Annotated in this window: 23 protein-coding genes; all 23 read right to left on the reverse strand. The window is 62.0% G+C overall.

Features of this window, described 5'->3' with window-relative positions; translation table 11 throughout:
• Window positions 1–458: 458 nt before the first annotated feature.
• Window positions 459–851 carry a DUF2802 domain-containing protein gene (locus RHM60_RS07930; protein WP_209983424.1) on the reverse strand — a complete coding sequence of 131 codons (393 nt, stop codon included), beginning with the start codon at window positions 849–851 and terminating at the stop codon, window positions 459–461.
• Window positions 852–1,334 (reverse strand): chemotaxis protein CheW, encoded by a 483-nt coding sequence (locus tag RHM60_RS07935; RefSeq protein WP_003236843.1) that lies wholly within the window; start codon window positions 1,332–1,334, stop codon window positions 852–854.
• Window positions 1,335–1,413: 79 nt separating this feature from the next.
• Window positions 1,414–2,202 carry a CheW domain-containing protein gene (locus tag RHM60_RS07940; protein WP_209983427.1) on the reverse strand — a complete coding sequence of 263 codons (789 nt, stop codon included), beginning with the start codon at window positions 2,200–2,202 and terminating at the stop codon, window positions 1,414–1,416.
• A complete protein-coding gene (locus tag RHM60_RS07945) occupies window positions 2,202–2,990 on the reverse strand; it encodes a ParA family protein (protein ID WP_003236847.1) in 789 nt (262 codons plus the stop codon). Before RHM60_RS07945 ends, RHM60_RS07940 begins: the two co-directional genes overlap by 1 nt.
• A 51-nt stretch (window positions 2,991–3,041) precedes the next feature.
• Window positions 3,042–3,929 carry a flagellar motor protein MotD gene (gene motD / locus RHM60_RS07950; protein ID WP_209983429.1) on the reverse strand — a complete coding sequence of 296 codons (888 nt, stop codon included), beginning with the start codon at window positions 3,927–3,929 and terminating at the stop codon, window positions 3,042–3,044.
• 15 nt (window positions 3,930–3,944) lie between these two features.
• Window positions 3,945–4,685, reverse strand: coding sequence for a flagellar motor protein (locus tag RHM60_RS07955; protein ID WP_003236851.1), 741 nt, complete (start codon window positions 4,683–4,685; stop codon window positions 3,945–3,947).
• Window positions 4,685–5,818, reverse strand: coding sequence for a protein-glutamate methylesterase/protein-glutamine glutaminase (locus RHM60_RS07960; RefSeq protein ID WP_209983431.1), 1,134 nt, complete (start codon window positions 5,816–5,818; stop codon window positions 4,685–4,687). The genes RHM60_RS07955 and RHM60_RS07960 overlap by 1 nt, the downstream gene beginning before the upstream one ends.
• A 49-nt stretch (window positions 5,819–5,867) precedes the next feature.
• Window positions 5,868–8,111 carry a chemotaxis protein CheA gene (locus tag RHM60_RS07965; protein ID WP_322214145.1) on the reverse strand — a complete coding sequence of 748 codons (2,244 nt, stop codon included), beginning with the start codon at window positions 8,109–8,111 and terminating at the stop codon, window positions 5,868–5,870.
• Window positions 8,112–8,122: 11 nt separating this feature from the next.
• Window positions 8,123–8,911, reverse strand: coding sequence for a protein phosphatase CheZ (locus RHM60_RS07970; RefSeq protein ID WP_209983435.1), 789 nt, complete (start codon window positions 8,909–8,911; stop codon window positions 8,123–8,125).
• 18 nt (window positions 8,912–8,929) lie between these two features.
• Complete coding sequence (locus tag RHM60_RS07975) at window positions 8,930–9,304, reverse strand: chemotaxis response regulator CheY (protein ID WP_015885173.1); 375 nt, start codon at window positions 9,302–9,304, stop codon at window positions 8,930–8,932.
• A 167-nt stretch (window positions 9,305–9,471) separates the two neighbouring features.
• Entirely contained in the window at window positions 9,472–10,212 is a 741-nt protein-coding gene (gene fliA, locus RHM60_RS07980; protein ID WP_057008163.1) for an RNA polymerase sigma factor FliA, read from the reverse strand.
• On the reverse strand, window positions 10,209–11,042 hold the full coding sequence (gene fleN / locus RHM60_RS07985; protein WP_003192912.1) for a flagellar synthesis regulator FleN: 834 nt from the start codon (window positions 11,040–11,042) through the stop codon (window positions 10,209–10,211). Before fleN ends, fliA begins: the two co-directional genes overlap by 4 nt.
• A gap of 105 nt (window positions 11,043–11,147) precedes the next feature.
• Window positions 11,148–12,464: a flagellar biosynthesis protein FlhF gene (gene flhF, locus RHM60_RS07990; protein WP_209983437.1), complete on the reverse strand. Its 1,317-nt coding sequence runs from the start codon at window positions 12,462–12,464 to the stop codon at window positions 11,148–11,150.
• Window positions 12,465–12,475: 11 nt separating this feature from the next.
• Window positions 12,476–14,590: a flagellar biosynthesis protein FlhA gene (gene flhA, locus RHM60_RS07995; protein ID WP_245229258.1), complete on the reverse strand. Its 2,115-nt coding sequence runs from the start codon at window positions 14,588–14,590 to the stop codon at window positions 12,476–12,478.
• Between the two features lie 637 nt (window positions 14,591–15,227).
• Window positions 15,228–16,364, reverse strand: coding sequence for a flagellar biosynthesis protein FlhB (flhB, locus tag RHM60_RS08000; RefSeq protein WP_209983441.1), 1,137 nt, complete (start codon window positions 16,362–16,364; stop codon window positions 15,228–15,230).
• 3 nt (window positions 16,365–16,367) lie between these two features.
• On the reverse strand, window positions 16,368–17,153 hold the full coding sequence (fliR, locus tag RHM60_RS08005) for a flagellar biosynthetic protein FliR (protein WP_209983443.1): 786 nt from the start codon (window positions 17,151–17,153) through the stop codon (window positions 16,368–16,370).
• Between the two features lie 4 nt (window positions 17,154–17,157).
• Window positions 17,158–17,427 carry a flagellar biosynthesis protein FliQ gene (gene fliQ, locus RHM60_RS08010; RefSeq protein ID WP_209983445.1) on the reverse strand — a complete coding sequence of 90 codons (270 nt, stop codon included), beginning with the start codon at window positions 17,425–17,427 and terminating at the stop codon, window positions 17,158–17,160.
• A 4-nt stretch (window positions 17,428–17,431) separates the two neighbouring features.
• A complete protein-coding gene (gene fliP, locus RHM60_RS08015; protein ID WP_003236875.1) occupies window positions 17,432–18,175 on the reverse strand; it encodes a flagellar type III secretion system pore protein FliP in 744 nt (247 codons plus the stop codon).
• A complete protein-coding gene (gene fliO / locus RHM60_RS08020; protein ID WP_209983447.1) occupies window positions 18,175–18,609 on the reverse strand; it encodes a flagellar biosynthetic protein FliO in 435 nt (144 codons plus the stop codon). Before fliO ends, fliP begins: the two co-directional genes overlap by 1 nt.
• Window position 18,610: 1 nt before the next feature.
• Window positions 18,611–19,078 carry a flagellar motor switch protein FliN gene (fliN, locus tag RHM60_RS08025; RefSeq protein ID WP_057008168.1) on the reverse strand — a complete coding sequence of 156 codons (468 nt, stop codon included), beginning with the start codon at window positions 19,076–19,078 and terminating at the stop codon, window positions 18,611–18,613.
• A 42-nt stretch (window positions 19,079–19,120) separates the two neighbouring features.
• The gene (fliM, locus tag RHM60_RS08030; RefSeq protein WP_209983449.1) at window positions 19,121–20,089 is read right to left on the reverse strand and encodes a flagellar motor switch protein FliM; all 969 of its coding nucleotides are present in this window, start codon (window positions 20,087–20,089) and stop codon (window positions 19,121–19,123) included.
• 9 nt (window positions 20,090–20,098) lie between these two features.
• Entirely contained in the window at window positions 20,099–20,611 is a 513-nt protein-coding gene (gene fliL, locus RHM60_RS08035; RefSeq protein WP_209983451.1) for a flagellar basal body-associated protein FliL, read from the reverse strand.
• A 207-nt stretch (window positions 20,612–20,818) separates the two neighbouring features.
• Window positions 20,819–22,177, reverse strand: a complete 1,359-nt coding sequence (locus tag RHM60_RS08040) for a flagellar hook-length control protein FliK (RefSeq protein WP_322214147.1) — start codon at window positions 22,175–22,177, stop codon at window positions 20,819–20,821.
• Window positions 22,178–22,384: the final 207 nt, after the last annotated feature.

Genomic DNA, 22,384 nt, shown 5'->3' on the forward strand with positions numbered 1-22,384 from the left:
CGGTGGGTCAGTCAACTTATGTGTAGCTGACACACTGCTATCGGGAGCAAGCCCCTCCCACAGTTGGATCTCCATTGGTCTGATGGATATCACCTGCTTTTGCTCTGCTTTGCTTTGGCTTTTGATCTTGATCTCAGGCGCCCCGTCAACCACGCTGGCCGCACGCAGGCTTGAATCCGTGGGTAACCCGGCAGGACGCCGGGTTAGCCGCACTGGGCCAGGGATGGCCCATTGCGGCGGCCCACGGATTCAAGCCTGCGGGCGGGCACACCGAGCCTGAGCGAGGTGCCGAGTGGTGGGGCAAAGCGTTTTTGGTTACTTTTTGCGCTCTTCAAAAAGTGACCCGCCGTAAGGGCGGAACCAATAGCCGCCATCACCGCAGCAACGGATATGTACACAAAAAGCCGCCATCGGGAGCAAGCCCCCTCCCACAAAAGCCAGGCACTCCAACCCCAAAGCTAGCTCTTGTGCAACTTGCTCATCAACTGCGCCTCAGCCTGGGTCAACCCGCACGACTGCGTCAGCTCATCCACCGTCGCCCCCATGCCGACCAACCTCGCCGCCTGGGCAAACGACAGATTCGCCGGGTCGCGCTGCTCAAGCTGCTCCAGCTTGTCCGGGATCGGCGCCAGGATCGCGCGCAGTTCATGCACCTCATCCCCCACCCTCACCGCACTCTGCTGGTAGTGATCCACCCGCCGGACCAGGTCGAGAATGCGCCGCTCGCGCAGCGCATCCCGCTCGGCCTGTTGCAGGGCCAGCTCCCGTTGCTGGCGCATATAACGCAGCACGAACGCCACCGTCCCGGCCCACAGCAGGGCCAGGACAATCACCAAGGCTTCAAAGAACAATCAGATGTTCTCCAGATCCGACCACTCTTCCTCGCTCATCATCTTGTCCAGTTCAACCAGAATCAGCAGTTCGCCGTTCTTGTTGCACACGCCCTGGATGAACTTGGCGGATTCTTCGTTACCCACGTTCGGCGCGGTTTCCACTTCCGATTGGCGCAGGTAGACCACTTCGGCCACGCTGTCGACCATGATCCCGACCACTTGCTTGTCGGCTTCAATGATGACGATACGCGTGTTGTCGTTGACCTCGGTCGGCACCAGGCCGAAACGCTGGCGGGTGTCGATCACCGTCACCACGTTGCCGCGCAGGTTGATGATACCCAGCACGTAGCTGGGCGCACCCGGGACCGGCGCGATCTCGGTGTAGCGCAGGACTTCCTGCACGCGCATCACGTTGATGCCGTAGGACTCGTTGTCCAGTTTGAAGGTAACCCATTGCAGGATCGGATCATCCAAACCTTGTGCGGACGCTGACTTGTTCATTTCTCTGACCCCTTCAAATACCGTAGACACGGCGTGTGTACTTGCCTGACCGCACTTGCGCGCAGCCCTTATTGTTCAATCAACTGCGTTTATTCTGCGCCATCGTCTTGACCGCACCGCTGGCGATCAACTCGGCCAGTTCGGCGACGTCAAGCAACGCGCACATGTGTTCGATCACGGTGCCCGCCAGCCACGGCCGTTGGCCACGGTGGCTGCGCCATTTGATTTCGTTCGGGTCCAGGCGCAACGAGCGGCTGACTTGATGCACCGCCAGCCCCCACTCGTAGCCCTGCACCGAGATCACGTATTGCAAGCCCTGGCGGAAGTCGTCGCGGTAGCGATCGGGCATCACCCAGCGCGCGGTGTCGAGCACCTTGAGGTTGCCAGCCTGGCTCGGCAGGATACCGAGGAACCACTCCGGTTGCCCGAACAGCGGCGTCAACTCCTGGCCTTCGAGCGAATAGATCGAGCCCAGGCATACCAGCGGCACCGCCAGCGTCAGGCCGGCGACGTCGAACAGCAGGCATTCGAACGGCTCCGCGGCCCAGGCCGGGCGCTCGTCGCCACGCACCGTCGGCGGTGTGATGCTCGGCGGCAGGTGCACTTCGACCACGGGCTCGACCACCGCCGGCGCAGCCACCACCGGCAGCGGAACAATCGGCACCACCACCTGCGCGTCGCGCGCCTGTTCTTCCAGCACCGCCAACTGGAACTCGTCCAACGGAGCTTGCACCGCAGGGGCCGGTTCGAGCACCAGGATCGGCTCCGGCAATTCTTCGGCGGTCGCTTCCTGCAGCAAGGCATCCAGATAGGACTCGAGTGCCAACTGCGGCCGGGTCTTGAGCTTGAAGTCGACAGGTCGGTTCATCATGCCACCTGCGCCACAAGTTGCTGCGACAACAGGTGCTTGAGCAACGCACGGTAGGCCAGCACGCCACGGCTCTTGCCGTCGAACTGCGACGGCGTGAGCCCCGCGCGGCTGGCGTCACGCAGGCGCGTGTCCACCGGGATGTAGCCGTTCCAGATCGCATCCGGGTAGCCGTCGCGCAACACGCGCAAGGTGCCGAGCGATGCCTGGGTACGCCGGTCGAACAGGGTCGGCACGATGCTGTAGGGCAACGGCTGTTTGCGCGAGCGGTTGATCATCGCCAGGGTGCTCACCATGCGCTCCAGGCCTTTGACGGCCAGGTGTTCGGTCTGCACCGGAATCACCAGCTGCTGACTGGCCGCCAGGGCGTTGACCATCAGCACACCGAGCAACGGCGGGCTGTCGATGATCGCGTAGTCGAATTCCTGCCACAGCTGCGCCAGGGTCTTGGCGATCACCAGGCCCAGGCCGCTCTGCCCCGGAGACTGTCGCTCAAGGGTGGCCAGCGCGGTACTGGACGGCAGCAGGGAAATGCTCTCGTTACTGGTGGGCAGCAGCAATTGCCCCGGCAAGTCGGCCGGCACGCTGCCCTTGTGCAGGAACAGGTCGTAGCAGCTGTGTTCCAGCGCATCCGGGTCGTAGCCGAAATAGCTGGTCATCGAGCCGTGAGGGTCCAGATCGACCACGACCACACGCTTGCCCGCCTCGGCCAGCAAGCCGGCTAACGCGATGGAGGTGGTGGTCTTGCCGACTCCACCTTTTTGATTGGCAACTGCCCAGACTCTCATTCGGTTGGTTCCTCCCGGCAGGCAATGGCGCGACCGAGACAGTGCATAAAATTAGTGAGCCGGCGACGGGGAATTGACGGAGCCCTGTCGAACCGGCGGCTTAACCGCTGGCGGTGCAGTTTGTGTGCCAGCGCGCTTCAACGCGGCATCCGGTGTTGCATTTGCAGTGCCGGTGCCCGTGAGGCTGCGGCGTACATCCAGGTTGCGTGATACCACCAGCACCACACGGCGGTTGCGCGCGCGGCCCTGCACCGTGGCATTGTTGGCCACCGGCTGGAACTCGCCATAACCCACCGATGCCAGGCGTCCGGGGTTCACACCCTGCATGGCGAGCATGCGCACGATGCTCGCCGCGCGTGCCGACGACAGCTCCCAGTTGGTCGGGTACTGCGCGGTGTTGATCGGCAGGTTGTCGGTGAAGCCTTCCACATGAATCGGGTTGTCAAACGGCTTGAGGATCGCCGCCACCTTGTCGATGATGTTGAACGCCTGATCGCTGGGGATGGCATCGGCACTGGCGAACAACAGGCTGGAGTTGAGTTCGATCTCCACCCACAGTTCATTGCCGCGCACAGTCATCTGGTTGGAGCTGATCAGGTCGCCGAACGCTGCGCTGATGTCATCCGCGATGCTTTTCAACGGGTCGCTGGTACCGCCTATGCCCGCAGCGGTCTCGTCGCTGTCGTTGACCAGCGGCTTGGCCGGGGTCACGGTCTTGGGCCGCTCGTCGCCAATGGGAATTGGCTTGAGCGCACGATCCGTGTCGTTGAACACGCCCACCAGCGCCTGGGAAAGGATTTTGTACTTGCCTTCGTTGACTGACGAGATCGAATACATCACCACGAAAAACGCGAACAGCAAGGTGATGAAGTCCGCGTAGGACACCAGCCAGCGTTCATGATTGACGTGTTCTTCAGGCTCGCGGCGACGACGGCTCACTGGCAACTCCCCCCATCAATCCATGAAGCCCTGGAGCTTCAATTCGATGGAACGCGGGTTCTCGCCCTCGGCAATCGACAGGATGCCTTCGAGCAACATTTCGCGATAACGGGACTGGCGCAGGGCAATCGACTTGAGTTTGCTCGCCACCGGCAGCAGCACCAGGTTGGCACTGGCCACACCATAAATGGTGGCGACGAACGCCACGGCAATCCCGCTGCCCAGTTGCGACGGATCGGCGAGGTTGCCCATCACGTGGATCAGGCCCATGACCGCACCGATGATGCCGATGGTCGGCGCGTAGCCGCCCATGCTTTCAAAAACTTTGGCGGCGTTGATATCGCGGCTTTCCTGGGTGTAGAAATCCACTTCCAGGATGCTGCGGATCGCCTCCGGCTCGGCGCCGTCAACCAGCAGTTGCAGACCTTTGCGTGCGTAGCTGTCGGGCTCGGCATCGGCCACGCCTTCCAGACCCAGCAAGCCTTCCTTGCGCGCAGTGAGGCTCCAGTTGACCACGCGGTCGACGCCGCCGGCCAGGTCCACACGCGGCGGAAAAATGATCCACACCAGAATCTGCATGGCGCGCTTGAACGAACTCAAGGGCGCCTGCAGCAAAGCCGCGCCCACGGTGCCGCCGATCACGATCAACGCCGCCGGGCCGTTGGCCAGGGCGCCAAGGTGGCCGCCCTCCAGGTAGTTGCCGCCAATGATTGCGACAAAGGCCAGGGTGATGCCGATGAGGCTCAACACATCCATCAGAGACAGGCCTCCACCAGATGCCGGCCAATGTCGTCCAGGCTGTAGACGGCGTCGGCGAGGTCGGCTTTGACGATGGCCATGGGCATGCCATAGATCACGCAACTGGCTTCGTCCTGGGCCCAGATGGCGCTGCCGCCCTGCTTGAGCAGGCGTGCGCCTTCACGGCCGTCGGCGCCCATGCCGGTGAGCACCACCGCCAGAACCTTGTCGCCGTAGGATTTGGCGGCGGAGCCGAAGGTGATGTCCACGCACGGTTTGTAGTTGAGGCGCTCATCGCCCGGCAGGATTTTGATCGCGCCACGCCCGTCCACCATCATCTGCTTGCCACCCGGGGCCAGCAGCGCCAGGCCAGGACGCAGGATGTCGCCATCCTCGGCTTCCTTGACGCTGATGCGGCACAGCTTGTCCAGGCGCTCGGCGAATGCCTTGGTGAACGCAGCAGGCATGTGCTGGATGAGCACGATGGGCGCCGGGAAGTTGGCCGGCAGTTGGGTCAACACCCGTTGCAGGGCCACCGGGCCGCCGGTGGAGGTGCCGATGGCGACCAGCTTGTAGGCCTTGCGCTTGGGCGCCGGTGAATGCGCATGCGCGGCGGGCGCAGGGTTACGGGCCGGTGCGGCGGATGCAGGCCGGGCCGTCGGCGCAGGTGCCGGGCGGTTGAACGAGGAACCTGCTGGGGCAACTGGTGCGGCCGCCGGTGTCGGCGCAGGTGCGCTGGACAGGCTGCGACGGTTACTGCGCGCAATGCTGTGCACCTTTTCGCACAGCATCTGCTTGACCTTCTCGGGGTTGCGCGAGATGTCTTCGAAATTCTTCGGCAAAAAATCCACCGCGCCGGCGTCCAGCGCGTCGAGGGTCACTCGGGCGCCTTCGTGGGTCAGCGAGGAGAACATCAATACCGCGGTGGGGCAGCGTTGCATGATATGGCGCACGGCCGTGATGCCGTCCATCATCGGCATCTCGTAGTCCATGGTGATCACATCCGGCTTCAACGCAATTGCCTGGTCAATCGCCTCTTTGCCGTTGGTGGCCGTGCCGACCACCTGGATGCTTGGATCGGCGGAAAGAATTTCCGAGACGCGGCGGCGGAAGAAACCCGAATCGTCCACCACCAGGACCTTGACTACCATAAACACTCCGTTAGGTGGGGCGGGCGTTACCGCCTGAGCCCCACCAAAATCAAATACGCCGTGCGGCGTAACGCTTGAGCATGCTCGGAACATCGAGAATCAGCGCGATCCGACCGTCACCGGTGATGGTCGCGCCCGACATGCCCGGGGTCCCCTGCAGCATTTTGCCCAATGGTTTGATCACCACCTCTTCCTGGCCCACCAACTGATCGACCACAAAGCCGATGCGCTGGGTGCCCACGGACAGGATCACCACGTGGCCTTCACGTTGTTCTTCATGCTTGGCCGACGCCACCAGCCAGCGCTTGAGGTAGAACAGCGGCAGGGCCTTGTCGCGCACGATCACCACTTCCTGGCCGTCGACCACGTTGGTGCGTGACAGGTCGAGGTGGAAGATCTCGTTGACGTTGACCAGCGGGAAGGCGAACGCCTGGTTGCCCAGCATCACCATCAGGGTCGGCATGATCGCCAGGGTCAGCGGCACCTTGATGACGATCTTGGAGCCCTGGCCCTTAGTCGAGTAGATGTTGATCGAGCCGTTGAGCTGGCTGATCTTGGTCTTTACCACGTCCATGCCGACGCCACGGCCCGACACGTCGGAAATCTCGGTCTTGGTCGAGAAGCCCGGAGCGAAGATCAGGTTGTAGCACTCGGTGTCGGTGAGGCGGTCGGCGGCGTCCTTGTCCATCACGCCACGCTTGACTGCGATATTGCGCAGGATTGCCGGGTCCATGCCTTTGCCGTCGTCGGTGATCGACAGCAGGATATGATCGCCCTCCTGCTCGGCCGCCAGAATCACCTTGCCGTTGCGCGACTTGCCCGCCGCTTCACGTTCTTCAGGGGTTTCTACGCCGTGGTCGACGGCGTTGCGCACCAAGTGGACCAACGGGTCGGCCAGGGCCTCGACGAGGTTCTTGTCGAGGTCGGTTTCTTCGCCCACCAGTTCCAGGTTGATTTCTTTCTTGAGCTGGCGTGCCAGGTCGCGAACCAGACGCGGGAAGCGGCCAAAGACTTTCTTGATCGGCTGCATGCGCGTTTTCATCACCGCGGTCTGCAGGTCGGCGGTGACCACGTCGAGGTTCGACACGGCCTTTTGCATGGCTTCGTCGCCACTGCTCAGGCCCAGGCGCACCAGGCGGTTACGCACCAGCACCAGTTCGCCCACCATGTTCATGATGTCGTCCAGGCGCGCGGTGTCTACCCGTACGGTGGTCTCGGCTTCGGTGGTGACCGGCTTTTCGGCCACGGCGGCAGCCGGGGCGCGTGCAGGTGCTGCGGCAGGTGCCGGTGCGGGCTTGGCGGCTGGAGCGGCTGCCGGTGCAGGTGCAGGTGCAGGTGCAGATTTGGCGGCCACAGGCGCAGCAGTCGCCGCTGCGGCCGGGGCCACTTCGGTGAACTTGCCCTTGCCGTGCAATTCGTCGAGCAACGCCTCGAATTCGTGATCGCTGATCAACCCGTCGCCGGCCGGTGCTGCGCTGGCTGCCGGAGCGGCTGGCGCGGCGGCAGGCGCCGTCGCGGCGACTTCCGGCAAGGCATCGACAGCAAAGGTGCCCTTGCCGTGCAATTGATCGAGCAAGGCTTCGAATTCGTCATCGGTGATATCGGTGCTGGCGCTCGCTGCGGCTGCGGGCGGCGCGGCGACCGGTGCCACGGCGTCGGCAGCGAACTGACCCTTGCCATGCAACTGGTCGAGCAGCGATTCGAACTCGGCGTCGGTGATGTCTTCGCTGGTTGGCGCGGCAGGTGCAGCAACCGCTGGCTGTGGCGTCTGCGGTGCTTCGGCCTCGGCCTTCACGGCGTTGAGCGAATCGAGCAACTGTTCGAACTCGCTGTCGGTGACATCCGCCTCGGGCTCAGGCTCGGCCACCGGCGCAGGTGCAGCTTGTACGGCCGGCGCCTCGGCAGCCGGCTCTGCCAGGCGCGCCAGGGCGGCCAGCAGTTCCGGAGTGGCGGCGGTGATCGGGGCACGTTCACGCACTTCGCTGAACATGCCGTTGACCGCATCCAGTGCTTCGAGAATCACGTCCATCAACTCCGAGTCGACCTGCCGTTCACCCTTGCGCAGGATGTCGAACACGTTCTCGGCGATGTGGCAGCACTCAACCAGCTCATGGAGCTGGAGGAAGCCGGCGCCCCCTTTTACAGTGTGAAAACCGCGAAAAATTGCATTGAGCAGGTTCGCATCATCCGGTCGGCTTTCCAGCTCGACCAGTTGTTCGGACAGTTGCTCTAAAATTTCGCCGGCCTCTACAAGGAAATCCTGAAGGATTTCTTCATCGGCGCCGAAGCTCATGTGGGTGCTCCTTAGAAGCCTAAACTGGATAACAGGTCATCGACATCATCCTGACCTGACACAACGTCTTCACGTTTATCGGCATGAATCTGCGGACCTTCACCCTTGGCGAGATGTTTTTGTGGATCTTTTTCCGAGAGGATCGCCGCGCGGTCATGTTCGATGCCGGCAAAACGATCGACCTGCCCGGCCATGAGCACCAGTTTGAGCAGGTTGCTTTCCACTTCGGTGACCAGTTGGGTCACGCGCTTGATCACTTGACCGGTGAGGTCCTGGTAATCCTGGGCCAGCAAAATATCGTTGAGGTTGCTCGCCACCGTGCGGTTTTCCTGTTCGCTGCGCGACAGAAAACCGTCGACCCGACGGGCCAGTTCACGAAACTCTTCAGCACCGACTTCGCGACGCATGAAGCGGCCCCAGTCGTGGCTAAGCGCTTGAGCCTCGGTGGCCATGCCATTGACCAGAGGCGTGGCGTTTTCCACCAGGTCCATGGTGCGGTTGGCCGCCGCTTCGGTCAGCTTGACCACATAGGACAGGCGTTCGGTGGCATCGGTGATCTGCGAAATTTCTTCGGCCTGGGGCATGTGCGGGTCAATCTGGAAATTGACGATCGCACTGTGCAGCTCGCGCGTGAGCTTGCCCACTTCCTGGTACAGGCCGCGGTCACGGGTCTGGTTAAGCTCATGGATCAACTGCACCGCGTCGCCGAAATGACCTTTTTCAAGGCTGTCGACCAACTGGTGAGCATGTTTTTTCAGGGTCGACTCAAAATCGCCCAATGTTGTTTCTTTATGCTCCATAGCTCCCCCGCGATGGCATTAGCCGTGGATGCGTTCGAAGATTTTTTCGATCTTCTCTTTTAGCGCCAATGCAGTGAATGGCTTGACCACGTAACCGTTTACCCCGGCCTGGGCGGCTTCGATAATCTGTTCACGCTTGGCTTCGGCGGTCACCATCAGTACAGGCAGGCTGCGCAGCTTTTCGTCGGCGCGCACATGGCGCAACAAGTCGATGCCAGTCATGCCCGGCATGTTCCAGTCGGTTACCAGAAAGTCGATGCTGCCGCTGTTGAGGATCGGAATCGCCGTAATGCCGTCGTCCGCCTCGACCGTGTTTGTGAACCCAAGGTCACGCAACAGGTTTTTTATGATCCGCCGCATCGTTGAGAAGTCATCAACGATGAGGATTTTCATGTTCTTGTCCAATTCGACCTCCAAGCAGTCTTAAACGCGCCCAGCACCTGGACGCGCCATTTCAATCAACAGGCGTTACACAAAAAGGACTGCCGGGTCCACCACGGGTCGACCCCGCGAAGGTCGTGACCCTCGCGGTATCGTCTGCAGTGTCCCCACACTGCCTGTCAGCGCGCGCGCCACTCTCCCAAACGCCCCCGCAAACGGGCTGCGCACTGGCTATGCAACTGGCTGACACGCGATTCGCTGACCCCCAGGACCTCACCGATTTCCTTGAGGTTCAGCTCTTCGTCGTAGTACAGCGCCAGGACCAGGCGCTCACGCTCCGGCAAGTTGGCAATGGCTTCCGCCAGTGCGCCCTGGAAACGTTCATCTTCCAGGTCGCGTGACGGTTCCATATGCGCACTCGCGCCGTCCTCGTGCAGCCCTTCGTGTTCGCCGTCCTGCAACAGGTCGTCGAAACTGAACAGGCGGCTGCCCAAGGTATCGTTCAAAATCCCGTAATAATCATCGAGACTCAATTGGAGTTCGGCCGCAACTTCGTGATCTTTAGCGTCGCGACCGGTTTTTGCTTCAATTGAGCGAATTGCGTCACTGACCATCCGCGTATTGCGGTGCACCGAACGCGGCGCCCAATCCCCTTTACGCACTTCATCGAGCATCGCGCCACGTATGCGAATACCCGCATACGTCTCGAAACTGGCGCCCTTGCTCGCGTCGTACTTGGTCGACACTTCGAGCAGGCCGATCATGCCGGCCTGGATCAGGTCTTCGACCTGCACACTGGCCGGAAGGCGCGCCAGCAGGTGATAGGCAATGCGCTTGACCAGCGGCGCATAGCGCTCGATCAATTCGCCCTGGCTGTCGCGTGCCGATTTTTTATAGAGGTTGTAGCCGCTGGATGTCATAGCACAGGACCCGCGCTTGTCTGATGCACCAATCGCTCGACGAAGAACTCCAGATGCCCACGCGGGTTGGCGGGCAGCGGCCAGGTATCGACCTTCTGGGCAATCGCCTTGAATGCCAGCGCACACTTGGAACGCGGGAATGCTTCGTAGACCGCACGCTGTTTTTGCACAGCCTTTCGCACGCATTCGTCGTAGGGAACTGCGCCAACGTATTGCAGGGCGACATCGAGAAAACGATCCGTGACCTTGGTCAGCTTGGCGAACAGGTTGCGCCCTTCCTGCGGGCTCTGGGCCATGTTGGCCAGCACGCGGAAGCGGTTCATGCCGTAGTCACGGTTAAGCAGTTTGATCAGGGCGTAGGCGTCGGTGATCGAAGTGGGCTCGTCGCACACCACCAGCAGCACTTCCTGCGCGGCGCGCACAAAGCTGACCACGGACTCGCCGATGCCGGCGGCGGTGTCGATCACCAGTACGTCGAGGTTGTCGCCGATATCGCTGAACGCCTGGATCAGGCCGGCATGCTGCGCCGGGCTCAGGTGCACCATGCTCTGGGTGCCGGAGGCAGCCGGCACGATGCGGATCCCGCCGGGCCCCTGCAGCAGCACATCGCGCAGCTCACAGCGCCCTTCGATCACATCGGCAAGGGTATGTTTGGGGGTCAGCCCCAGCAGAACGTCCACGTTCGCCAGGCCCAGGTCAGCGTCCAGCAGCATGACGCGACGGCCAAGCTCTGCCAGGGCCAGGGACAAATTCACTGACACGTTAGTTTTCCCGACGCCACCTTTGCCGCCGGTCACCGCGATCACCTGTACGGGATGCATGCTGCCCATTTTATTTCTTTACCTTGTCTTGCTTAGACGCAGGCTACATGGCTTGGCCGCTTGAATCGCTTGCAGACCATCGATGTAGGTACATTTCACGGTGTTCATCCTGCCTCAACCGACCCGTTTTGCCGGGTTGTGGTAAAGGTCGGCGAACATATCAGCCATCGCTTCCTCGCTAGGCTCGTCTTGCATTTGCACACTCACGGCACGGCTGACCAACTGATGACGACGCGGCAGATGCAGATCATCCGGGATTCGCGGGCCGTCGGTCAGGTAGGCGACCGGTAATTCATGACTGATTGCCAGGCTCAGTACTTCGCCCAGGCTCGCGGTTTCGTCGAGCTTGGTGAGGATGCAGCCGGCCAGACCGCAGCGCTTGTAACTGTGATACGCAGCGGTAAGAACCTGTTTCTGGCTGGTGGTTGCAAGCACCAGGTAATTTTTCGACTTGATCCCACGGCCGGCCAGGCTTTCCAGCTGCATGCGCAACGCCGGATCGCTGGCTTGCAGGCCGGCGGTGTCGATCAGCACCACGCGCTTGCGCAGCAGCGGGTCGAGGGCGTTGGCCAGGGACTGGCCCGGGTCGACGTGGGTCACCGGCACATTGAGAATGCGGCCGAGGGTCTTGAGCTGTTCCTGGGCGCCAATGCGGTAGCTGTCCATGCTCACCAGCGCGATGTTGTTGGCGCCGTACTTGAGCACGTAACGGGCGGCCAGCTTGGCCAGGGTGGTGGTTTTGCCCATGCCGGCAGGGCCGACCATGGCGATCACACCGCCCTCTTCGAGGGGTTCGATTTCCGGGGTGGCGATCATCCGCGCCAGGTGCGCCAACAGCATGCGCCAGGCCTGACGGGGCTCCTCGATGTTGCCGGTCAGCGCCAGCAGGTCGCGCGACAGCGGGCCGGACAGGCCGATGCGTTGCAGGCGACGCCACAGGTTGGCCTGTTGCGGCTTGCTGCCTTGCAACTGGTTCCAGGCCAGCGAGCCCAGTTGTACTTCGAGCAGTTCGCGCAGGCCGTTGAGTTCAAAGCGCATCGAATCGAAGACGCGCTGGTCGACGGCGGCAGCCGGGGCCGGTGCGGCAGGACGCGGCGGCTCAACGAAAGTCGGCTCCACCAGCGGCTCGGCAGCAGTCAGCGGCAGGCCGGCGAACAGCTGGCGATTGGTGGTGGTGTCGCTGTCGCCGCGCATGCTCAGCTCGGCCTGGGCCGACACAATGCGCGAGGCGGTTTTGCGCAGCTCGTCTTCGAGTTCCATGTTCGGCACGCGTGGCGCCAGGGCCTGGGGGGTGTAATCCAGGGCAGCCGTCAGCTCCACACCGCCGGCGATGCGGCGGTTGCCGATAATGGCAGCATCGGCGCCCAGCTCATCACGCACCAGTTTCATGGCCTGACGCATATCGGCGGCGAAAAAACGCTTCACTTGCATAACCCACTACCTCAGCCGTTGGGCCCTACTGTCGCGACGATAGTCACTTGCTTATTGTCAGGAATTTCCTGGTAAGCCAACACGTGCAAATTCGGTACTGCCAGGCGTCCAAACCGCGACAACATCGCTCGGACCGGGCCTGCCACCAGCAGAATCACCGGTTGGCCCTGCATTTCCTGGCGCTGTGCGGCGTCGATCAACGAACGCTGCAGTTTTTCAGCCATGCTTGGCTCCAGCAGAACGCCCTCTTCCTGGCCTAATCCTGCCTTCTGAATACTATTGAGCAAAATCTGTTCCAACCTTGGCTCCAGGGTGATAACAGGCAGCTCGGAGTCAAGCCCTACAATGCTTTGCACGATTGCGCGGGACAATCCGACGCGCACCGAAGCCACCAGCGCGGCGGTATCTTGACTCTTGGCAGCGTTGTTGGCGATAGCCTCGGCAATGCTGCGAATGTCGCGTACCGGTACCTGTTCGGCCAGCAGCGCTTGCAGCACCTTGAGCAGCTGCGACAACGAGAGCACGCCCGGCACCAGCTCTTCGGCGAGTTTTGGCGAGGCCTTGGCCAGCAACCCCATCAATTGCTGGACTTCCTCGTGGCCGATCAGCTCGTGGGAGTGTTTGTAGAGGATCTGGTTGAGGTGGGTAGCAACTACGGTGCTGGCGTCCACCACGGTGTAACCGAGCGATTGCGCCTGGCTGCGCTGGCTGACTTCGATCCACACCGCGTCCAGGCCAAAAGCCGGATCTTTGGCGGTGATGCCGTTAAGGCTGCCGAACACCTGGCCCGGGTTGATCGCCAGCTCACGGTCCGGGTAAATCTCGGCTTCGGCGAGAATCACGCCCATCAGGGTCAGGCGGTAGGCGCTGGGGGCCAGGTCGAGGTTGTCACGGATGTGCACGGTAGGCATCAGGAAGCCCAGGTCCTGGGACAACTTCTTGCGCACACCCTTGATCCGCGCGAGCAACTGGCCACCCTGGTTGCGGTCCACCAGAGGAATCAGGCGGTAGCCGACTTCCAGACCGATCATGTCGATCGGGGTCACGTCATCCCAGCCCAGCTCCTTGGTTTCCTGGGCGCGGGCCGGGGATGGCAGCAATTCCTGCTGGCGCGCCACCTCTTGCAGGGCCTGCACCTTGACCGCGTTCTGTTTTTTCCAGAACAGGTAGGCACCGCCACCCGCCAGGGCCGCCATGGTCAGGAACGACACGTGGGGCATGCCCGGCACGATCCCCATGATCGCCATGATGCCCGCCGCCACGGCCAGGGCCTTGGGCGAGGCAAACATCTGCCGGCTGATCTGCTTGCCCATGTCTTCGGAACCCGAAGCACGGGTCACCATGATGGCTGCTGCTGTGGATAACAACAGTGATGGCAATTGCGCCACTAAACCGTCACCGATGGTCAGCAAGGCGTACACCTTGCCGGCATCGCCGAAGGTCATGCCGTGCTGGAAGATACCCACGGCCATGCCGCCGATGAGGTTGATGAACAGAATCAGCAGGCCGGCGATGGCGTCGCCACGCACAAATTTGCTCGCACCGTCCATGGAACCGTAGAACTCGGCTTCCTGGGCCACTTCCAGGCGGCGGGACTTGGCCTGGTTCTGGTCGATGAGGCCGGCGTTGAGGTCGGCGTCGATTGCCATCTGCTTGCCGGGCATGGCGTCGAGGGTAAAGCGCGCGCTCACCTCGGAAATACGCCCGGCACCTTTGGTCACGACCACGAAGTTGATGATCATCAGGATCGCGAACACCACGATACCGACCACGTAGTTACCGCCGATCACCACCTCACCGAATGCCTGGATCACCTTGCCGGCGGCGGCATGGCCGTCCTGGCCGTGCAGCATCACCACACGGGTGGACGCAACGTTCAGCGCCAGCCGCAGCAGGGTCGCCACCAGCAGGATAGTGGGGAACACGGCAAAATCCAGCGGCCGCAGCGCGTATACGCACACCAGCAACACGACCACGGACAACGCGATGTTGAAGGTGAAGAACACGTCGAGCAGAAACGGCGGCATCGGCAACATCATCATTGCCAGCATCACCAGCAACAACAACGGCACACCCAGATTGCCCCGCGAAAGGTCAGTCAGGGTCGTACGGGCCGTGCCGAACATTTGAGAGCGATCCACCACCAGTATTCCTCGTAACGTAAAGCAAACTTTTGACGCCAGGAGGCGACTTGCAGGCGGTATTGCAAGAAGCTGTCCAACTTTGGTTTTGGCAACAGGATCAAAAATACGGAAAGGGGGCATGCTTCCGATAGTCGTGGGTCAGTCCACCGCTGGAGTGACTGATCCATCGCTATCGGGAGCAAGCCCCCTCCCACATTCTGGTTTGTGTAAAGACTGGATGTGCGCCGCTGGCGCCTTGCGTCATCAAGGTTTTGGTGTGGCTGATCCGATCGGTGGCAGCGCGTACGGACCTTTGGGTCGATGGATCATTTGGAATGCCACTTGCTGGCCAATCGAAAACTCAATCCCACCCCAATCACTCTCGTCTACAAATACCTCACCGTCCCAATCACACGCCCGAATCACCCACTCGGCCCTGACCGGATTGTAGGATTCGACAGCACCTCTATACACCTTCAACACCGCTCTCCCTGTATATAGCTCACAACCTGTGTACGGTTTCTACTGCAATGGAACCGCGCAAAGGCGCTGCTGGCTACTGTCAAAGTTGACAGGTAGACGCAACCCAATAACGAGTGGTAGCGATGTAAAAATGCGACACAGTGGGAGCCACGCAGCCTCAGGAATCGCGCCGCAGCTCCGGCGGAATCGGCAAGTCCTTGAGCGGGTCCGGCCGTTTGCCCTTGCCCGCGCGGTATTGGCGGATCTGGTAGACATAGGCCAGAACCTGCGCCACAGCCAGGTACAGGCCGGCGGGAATTTCCTGGTCCAGGTCGGTGGAGTAGAAGATCGAGCGCGCCAGCGCCGCCGACTCCAGCAGCAGGATGTCGTTGGCCACGGCAATTTCACGGATTTTCAGCGCAGTAAAGTCGCTGCCCTTGGCCAGCAGCATTGGCGCGCCGCCTTTCTCCGGGTCGTATTTGAGCGCTACGGCGTAGTGGGTCGGGTTGGTGATGATCACGTCGGCGTCGGGCACCGAGGCCATCATCTTGCGCTGGGACATTTCACGCTGTAGCTGGCGGATGCGCTGCTTGACCTCCGGCCGCCCTTCCTGGTCCTTGTGTTCGTCGCGCACTTCCTGCTTGGTCATCAGCAGTTTCTTGTGGCTCTCCCACAGCTGAATGGGCGCGTCCACCGCCGCAATGATGATCAGCCCGGCGGACATCCACAGCGCGCTCCAGCCCACCAACTGCAAGCTGTGAATGATCGCCGACTCCAGCGGCTCGTGGGCGATGCGCAGCAGGTCGTCGATATCGGACGACAACACCGCCAGCGCCACGAACAGAATCAGGATGAATTTGGCCAGGGCCTTGAGCAGTTCCACCAGCGCCTTGGCGGAAAACATGCGCTTGAGCCCTGCCCCCGGGTTCATTCGGCTGAACTTGGGCGCCATGCTGCTGGCGGCGAACAGCCAGCCGCCCAGGGCCACCGGGCCAATCAGCGCGGCCAGCATCAACGTGATCAGGATCGGCTGCACTGCCAACAGCGCGATCTTGCCCGAGTGCATCAGGTACTGGCCCATGGCATCGGGATTGAGCAGCACCTCGCGCGGCAGGCTGAAGTTGTATTTCATCAACTCCAGCAAATCCAGGGCCAGGCCGCCGCCATAGATCAACAGGGCGCCAGAACCGGCCATCATGGTCGCGACGGTGTTGAGCTCCTTGGAACGGGCGATCTCGCCCTTTTCCCGGGAGTCCTTTTTGCGTTTCTCCGTGGGGTCTTCTGTCTTGTCCTGACCACTCTCGCTCTCGGCCATGGCTCAGCGCGCCCGTGCCAGGTCACGTAAAAACTGCAGGGCGTCGGTCGCCAGCGGTTGATACTGATTGAGAATGTCAGCCAGGCCGACCCAGAAAATCACCATGCCCATCACCAGGGTCAGCGGGAAGCCGATGGAGAAAATGTTCAACTGCGGCGCCGCACGCGTCATCACGCCGAACGCGATGTTCACCACCAGCAATGCGGTGATCGCCGGCAGCACCAGCAACAGCGAGGCGCCCAGCACCCAGCCGAGGCGCCCCACCACTTCCCAGAAATGATTGACCACCAGCCCCGAGCCCACCGGCAAGGTGGTGAAGCTTTCGGTCAGCACCTCGAACGCCACCAGATGGCCGTTCATGGCCAGAAACAGCAAGGTCACCAGCATCGTCAAAAACTGCCCGATCACCGCCGCCGAGACGCCATTGGTAGGGTCGACCATGGACGCGAAGCCCATGCCCATCTGGATCGAAATGATTTGCCCGGCGACCACGAAGGCCTGGAAGAACAGGGTCAGGGAAAAGCCCAGCATGGCGCCGATCAGCACCTGCTCGGCGATCAGCAGCAAGGCGCTGAGATCGAGTGCGTTGACCGGCGGCATCGGCGGCAAGCCGGGAACGATCACCACCGTGATGGCCACCGCAAAGTACAGTCGCACACGACGGGGAACCAGGGTGGTGCCGAACACCGGCATCGCCATCAGCATCGCTGTGACGCGAAACAGCGGCAGGATGAACGAGGCCACCCAGGTACTGATCTGCGTGTCGGTCAGCGCCAGCAGCGATTGCATGGGCTCAGCCGATCAACTGCGGAATACTGCCGTACAGCTGCAGAATGTATTCCATGAAGGTTTGCACCAGCCACGGGCCGGCGACGATCAGCGTGATCAGCATCACCAGCAGGCGCGGCAGGAAGCTCAGGGTCTGTTCGTTAATCTGGGTCGCGGCCTGGAACATCGCCACCAGCAGGCCCACCAACAGGCTCGGCACCACCAGCACGGCGACCATCATGGTGGTCAGCCACAACGCATCACGGAACAGGTCGACCGCTACTTCTGGCGTCATGGCCTCATACCCCTCCGAAACTGCCGGCCAGAGTGCCGATTATCAGCGCCCAGCCATCCACCAGCACAAACAGCATGATCTTGAACGGCAACGAGATGATCAGCGGCGACAGCATCATCATGCCCATGGCCATCAGCACACTCGCCACCACCAGGTCGATGATCAGGAACGGGATGAAGATCATGAAGCCGATCTGGAATGCGGTCTTCAGTTCCGAGGTGACGAACGCCGGCACCAGGATGGTCAGCGGCGCCTGATCCGGTGTCGCAATGTCGGTGCGCTTGGACAGGCGCACGAACAGCTCAAGGTCGCTGGAGCGGGTCTGCGACAGCATGAAGTCCTTGATCGGGCCCTGGGCCCTGTCGATGGCGACCTGGGGCGTGATGGTCTCGGCCAGATAAGGCTGCAGGGCCTGCTGGTTCACCTTGTCGAACACCGGCGCCATGATGAACATGGTCAGGAACAGCGCCATGCCGGTGAGGATCTGGTTCGACGGCGTCTGCTGCAGGCCCAGGGCCTGGCGCAGGATCGAGAACACAATGATGATCCGCGTAAAGCTGGTCATCAGCATGACGAACGCCGGGATAAAACTCAGCGCGGTCATGATCAGCAAAATCTGCAGGCTGACCGAATACTCCTGCGCGCCGGCCGCGTTGGTGCCCAGGGTGATCGCCGGGATCGACAACGGGTCGGCGCCCAGCGCCAGTGGCGCGACCAGCAACAGCATGAGCGTCAATAAAACGCGCATTACTTCTTATCCTTCTGATCCTTGCCCAGCAACTCCATCAGGCGCTGAGCGAATTCCGGCGTGGCAGGCGTGGACGAGTCCACGTTCACCGGGTTCTTGAGCACGTGCAGCGGGGTGATGCGGCCCGGCGTGATGCCCAGCAAAATCTGTTCGCCACCGACCTGCACCAGCACCAGCCGGTCACGCGGTCCGAGCGCACGTGCGCCGATCATCTCGATCACCTGGCCATTGCCCGGGCCGATGCGCTGCATGCGGCGCATCACCCAGGCCAGCACAAAGATCAGCCCCACCACCAGCAGCAACCCCAGCACCAGTTGGGTCAGTTGCCCGCCGACACTGCTGCCGACCACGGGCGCGGCCGCCTTCGCCACGGGTTCGGCCGCGAGGGCGCTCAATGGCAGCGCCAGACACAGTCCCGCCAGTGAATACTTCATGTCAGCGCAGCTTCTTGATGCGTTCGCTCGGGCTGATCACGTCCGTCAGGCGGATGCCGAACTTTTCGTTGACCACCACCACCTCGCCATGGGCGATCAGCGTGCCGTTGACCAGCACGTCCAGCGGCTCACCGGCCAGGCGGTCCAGCTCGATCACCGAGCCCTGGTTGAGCTGCAGCAGGTTGCGGATGTTGATTTCGGTGCTGCCCACTTCCATGGAGATCGACACAGGAATGTCGAGGATCACGTCCAGGTTGGGTCCGTCGAGGCTCACCGGGTCATTGTTCTTCGGCACGCTGCCGAATTCTTCCATCGGCAGGCGCTTGCCGGCCGGCGCGGTGGCGGCATCGGCGGCCAGCAGCGCGTCGATATCGTCCTGGCCGACATCGCCGGTTTCTTCCAGGGCCGCTGCCCATTCGTCAGCCAGGGCCTGGTCTTCGGCGGAAGTGTTTTCGTGTTCGGTAGCCATTACATGTCCTCGGCGAAGCAAACATTCATAAAAAGAGGGGGATCAGCGCCGGTTGATCGGCTCGATCACCTGCAGCGCCAGGTTGCCCTTGTGGGAACCGAGCTTGACCTTGAACGACGGCACGCCGTTGGCGCGCATGATCATTTCTTCCGGCAGTTCGACCGGAATCACGTCGCCGGGCTGCATGTGCAGAATATCGCGCAGGCGCAACTGGCGACGGGCCACGGTGGCGCTCAGGGGTACGTCGACGTCGAGCAAATCTTCGCGCAGGGCCTTGACCCAGCGTTCGTCCTGGTCGTCCACGTCGGACTGGAAGCCAGCGTCGAGCATCTCGCGCACCGGTTCGATCATCGCGTACGGCATGGTCACGTGCAGATCGCCGCCGCCGCCATCGAGTTCGATGTGAAACGTCGACACCACAATGGCCTCGCTCGGCCCGACGATGTTGGCCATGGCCGGGTTCACTTCCGAGTTGATGTACTCGAAATTGACCTCCATAACGGCCTGCCAGGCTTCCTTCAAGTCGATGAAGGCCTGCTCCAGCACCATGCGCACCACGCGCAATTCGGTAGGGGTGAATTCGCGGCCTTCGATCTTGGCGTGACGGCCGTCGCCACCGAAGAAGTTGTCCACCAGCTTGAACACCAGCTTGGCGTCGAGGATGAACAGCGCAGTGCCGCGCAACGGCTTGATCTTGACCAGGTTGAGGCTGGTGGGCACGTACAGCGAGTGAACGTACTCGCCGAACTTCATCACCTGCACGCCACCCACCGCCACGTCAGCCGAACGGCGCAGCATGTTGAACATGCTGATGCGGGTGTAGCGGGCGAAACGTTCGTTGATCATCTCCAGGGTCGGCATGCGCCCACGGACGATGCGATCCTGGCTGGTCAGGTCATAACTTTTGACGCTGCCGGGCTCGGCAGCCATTTCGGTCTGTACCAGACCATCGTCCACGCCATGCAGCAGCGCATCGATTTCATCCTGGGACAGCAGGTCCTGCACGGCCATGTCGTGATCCTACTGCAATACGAAATTGGTGAAGAGCACTTGCTCGACGGCGACTTTGCCGAGTTCCTTCTGGGACACTTCCTGCACGCTGGCGGTGACTTTCTGGCGCAGCATTTCCTGGCCAACCGGGGTTACCAGGCTGTCGAAGCTCTGTGCGGATAACAGCATCACCAGGTTGTTGCGGATCACCGGCATATGCACCTTGAGTGCATCCAGGTCCGCCTGGTTACGCGCCAGCAGCGTCATGCTCACCTGCAGGTAGCGTTGACGGCCGTTCTGATTGTAGTTGGCGACAAAGGCCGGCAGCATCGGCTCGAAGATAGCCGGTTGCTTGACGTTGGTGGCGGTCTCGGCGGCGGGGGCCGGTTTGCTGGCACTGCTGTGCATGATGTACCAGGTGCCGCCTACCGAAGCACCAATGGCCAGGAGCAGGCCCAGGACAATCATCAGGATAAGCTTGAGTTTGCCCTTGCCCTTGACCTTGCCTTCGGGTGCTTGTGCTGCGTCTTCGCTCTTCGCCATGCCAATAATCCGTCACTATTCGGGGATTCATAGATCTACGGAAAGGCAAGAGCAAGTGTTATGCCAGAATTGTCTAGTAGACAGGCACATGGCCTTGTGAGAGGGGGGCTTGCTTCCGACAGCGTTGAGTCATTGCCACATACAGTGACTGACACACGGCTATCGGGAGCAAGCCTCCTCCCACATTCAAGCGGCATATGGCCGAAATCAGGCGTAGTAATCGACCGCGCTGGAGCCGATCACGCTGGTCGTTACGGGCGCGACAGCGGCGCTCACGTCAGCCTGCTCAGCCACATCGCCACGGCCACCCCGCCCACCGCCGCCACTCACGCCGCGCATCTGGCTCTGTTGTTGCTGTTGCTGCTCCTGGCCACGGGACTGGTCGGACACGTTCACATCCACCTGGCCCATGCCCTGCTGGGCGAACATCTCGCGCAGCCGACCGGACTGGCTTTCCAGCGCTTCACGCACCACAGCGTGACCGCTCATGAACGTCACCTGGGCCTGCTGGTCCGGTGTCATGTTGACCTTGATATCCAGGCGTCCGAGCTCGGCCGGTTGCAGCTGGATCTCGGCCGACTTGAGGTTGGCACTGGAGAGGTACATCACGCGGTTGACCACTTCTTCGGTCCAGCCGCTCTGGTGCATCGCCAGCGGTGCGTTGGCTACCGGCGGCAGCGCATTGGCGGTTTTCGGCGTGGCAGCCTGGGTCAGCGCGGCCAGGCGATCGGCGAAGTTATCGACCCGTGTGTCGCTGCCGGCGTTTTTCAGGTCCTTGAGGCCGTCATCGATCAGCGCACCGAACGCCTTCTCGCCGCCCTGATGGGTGCTGTCTTTGGCGGCTTGCTGGTCCACCAGGGTGGCCATGCCGGCGGCGAAGGTCTGCGCAGCGGTAGGCTGATCCTGGGTGGTGGTCGGTGCGCCCTTCTGCGGCGCCTGACTGGTGGCCGACACGTGACCGCCCTGCTCCATCGCCAGGCGCACGGCGGGCATGTCGTCCAGCGGGTCGGCGGCGGGGTCGAAGGCAGGCTTGGCGGCATCGGTTGCCGCGACAGGTGCAGCGACTGCGGGTTGCGTCTTGTCAGCCTTGTCAGCCTTGTCGGGCTTGGCGGCAACCGGGGCCGGGGTTTCCGGCGGCACCGGCGCAGCCACCACCGGCGTGAGCGTGGCCACCAGCGCCGGGTCGACCACCGGATCGGCCGCTGGCTGTTGTGCCTGGGCCGCGTCGGTGGGTTTGTCGTCGTCGCTGCTGGCGCTGTCGTCGGACTTGGCCGGCGGCGTGGCAGGCAAGGGTTTGCCGCTATCGGCAACCGCCGGCGTGTTGGCGGCAGGTTTGTCGCTGTCGGCAACGGGCTTGGCCGGGCTCTCGGCGGGCTTGTCCCGCGCGGGTTTGGCCGGGCTGGCGTCGGGCTTGGCGACTGGTTTGGGCGCCTGGTTGGCGAACACTTGAGCGAAGCCAGGGCCTTTGTCCCGTGGGTCCGCCGTCACTGAAGGTGAAGGAGCGACGGGCGCTTGAGGCTTGGCCGCAGGGGCAGCCTGAAGGAGGGAGTTGGGGGCGACTGGCATAAGTAGGGTCTCCAACTGCATGGGGGTCGTGGGATGCAGTTGTGGAGATATAGCAAGAGTTGGGCCAGGTTGGTTTGCTTGGGTGCATATCCGTTATTTGGGTGATGACTACGCGATCCCTGGCCCGCCAGCGTGGTTGACGGGCGCCCAGCCAAAGCAAAGCAGATCAAAGCCGTGTGATATCCATCAGACAAATGGAAATCCAAA

It is taken from the genome of Pseudomonas sp. MH9.3 (assembly GCF_034354675.1).
Classification (GTDB): Bacteria; Pseudomonadota; Gammaproteobacteria; order Pseudomonadales; family Pseudomonadaceae; genus Aquipseudomonas.

Bases quoted from the DNA above. Each gene is read 5' to 3' on its own strand.
- RHM60_RS07935 (WP_003236843.1), bottom strand. From the start codon at position 1,334: ATGAACAAGTCAGCGTCCGCACAAGGTTTGGATGATCCGATCCTGCAA.
- RHM60_RS07940 (WP_209983427.1), bottom strand. From the start codon at position 2,202: ATGAACCGACCTGTCGACTTCAAGCTCAAGACCCGGCCGCAGTTGGCA.
- RHM60_RS07945 (WP_003236847.1), bottom strand. From the start codon at position 2,990: ATGAGAGTCTGGGCAGTTGCCAATCAAAAAGGTGGAGTCGGCAAGACC.
- RHM60_RS07955 (WP_003236851.1), bottom strand. From the start codon at position 4,685: ATGGATGTGTTGAGCCTCATCGGCATCACCCTGGCCTTTGTCGCAATC.
- RHM60_RS07960 (WP_209983431.1), bottom strand. From the start codon at position 5,818: ATGGTAGTCAAGGTCCTGGTGGTGGACGATTCGGGTTTCTTCCGCCGC.
- RHM60_RS07965 (WP_322214145.1), bottom strand. From the start codon at position 8,111: ATGAGCTTCGGCGCCGATGAAGAAATCCTTCAGGATTTCCTTGTAGAG.
- RHM60_RS07970 (WP_209983435.1), bottom strand. From the start codon at position 8,911: ATGGAGCATAAAGAAACAACATTGGGCGATTTTGAGTCGACCCTGAAA.
- RHM60_RS07975 (WP_015885173.1), bottom strand. From the start codon at position 9,304: ATGAAAATCCTCATCGTTGATGACTTCTCAACGATGCGGCGGATCATA.
- fliA (WP_057008163.1), bottom strand. From the start codon at position 10,212: ATGACATCCAGCGGCTACAACCTCTATAAAAAATCGGCACGCGACAGC.
- fleN (WP_003192912.1), bottom strand. From the start codon at position 11,042: ATGGGCAGCATGCATCCCGTACAGGTGATCGCGGTGACCGGCGGCAAA.
- flhF (WP_209983437.1), bottom strand. From the start codon at position 12,464: ATGCAAGTGAAGCGTTTTTTCGCCGCCGATATGCGTCAGGCCATGAAA.
- flhA (WP_245229258.1), bottom strand. From the start codon at position 14,590: ATGTTCGGCACGGCCCGTACGACCCTGACTGACCTTTCGCGGGGCAAT.
- flhB (WP_209983441.1), bottom strand. From the start codon at position 16,364: ATGGCCGAGAGCGAGAGTGGTCAGGACAAGACAGAAGACCCCACGGAG.
- fliR (WP_209983443.1), bottom strand. From the start codon at position 17,153: ATGCAATCGCTGCTGGCGCTGACCGACACGCAGATCAGTACCTGGGTG.
- fliQ (WP_209983445.1), bottom strand. From the start codon at position 17,427: ATGACGCCAGAAGTAGCGGTCGACCTGTTCCGTGATGCGTTGTGGCTG.
- fliP (WP_003236875.1), bottom strand. From the start codon at position 18,175: ATGCGCGTTTTATTGACGCTCATGCTGTTGCTGGTCGCGCCACTGGCG.
- fliO (WP_209983447.1), bottom strand. From the start codon at position 18,609: ATGAAGTATTCACTGGCGGGACTGTGTCTGGCGCTGCCATTGAGCGCC.
- fliN (WP_057008168.1), bottom strand. From the start codon at position 19,078: ATGGCTACCGAACACGAAAACACTTCCGCCGAAGACCAGGCCCTGGCT.
- fliM (WP_209983449.1), bottom strand. From the start codon at position 20,089: ATGGCCGTGCAGGACCTGCTGTCCCAGGATGAAATCGATGCGCTGCTG.
- fliL (WP_209983451.1), bottom strand. From the start codon at position 20,611: ATGGCGAAGAGCGAAGACGCAGCACAAGCACCCGAAGGCAAGGTCAAG.
- RHM60_RS08040 (WP_322214147.1), bottom strand. From the start codon at position 22,177: ATGCCAGTCGCCCCCAACTCCCTCCTTCAGGCTGCCCCTGCGGCCAAG.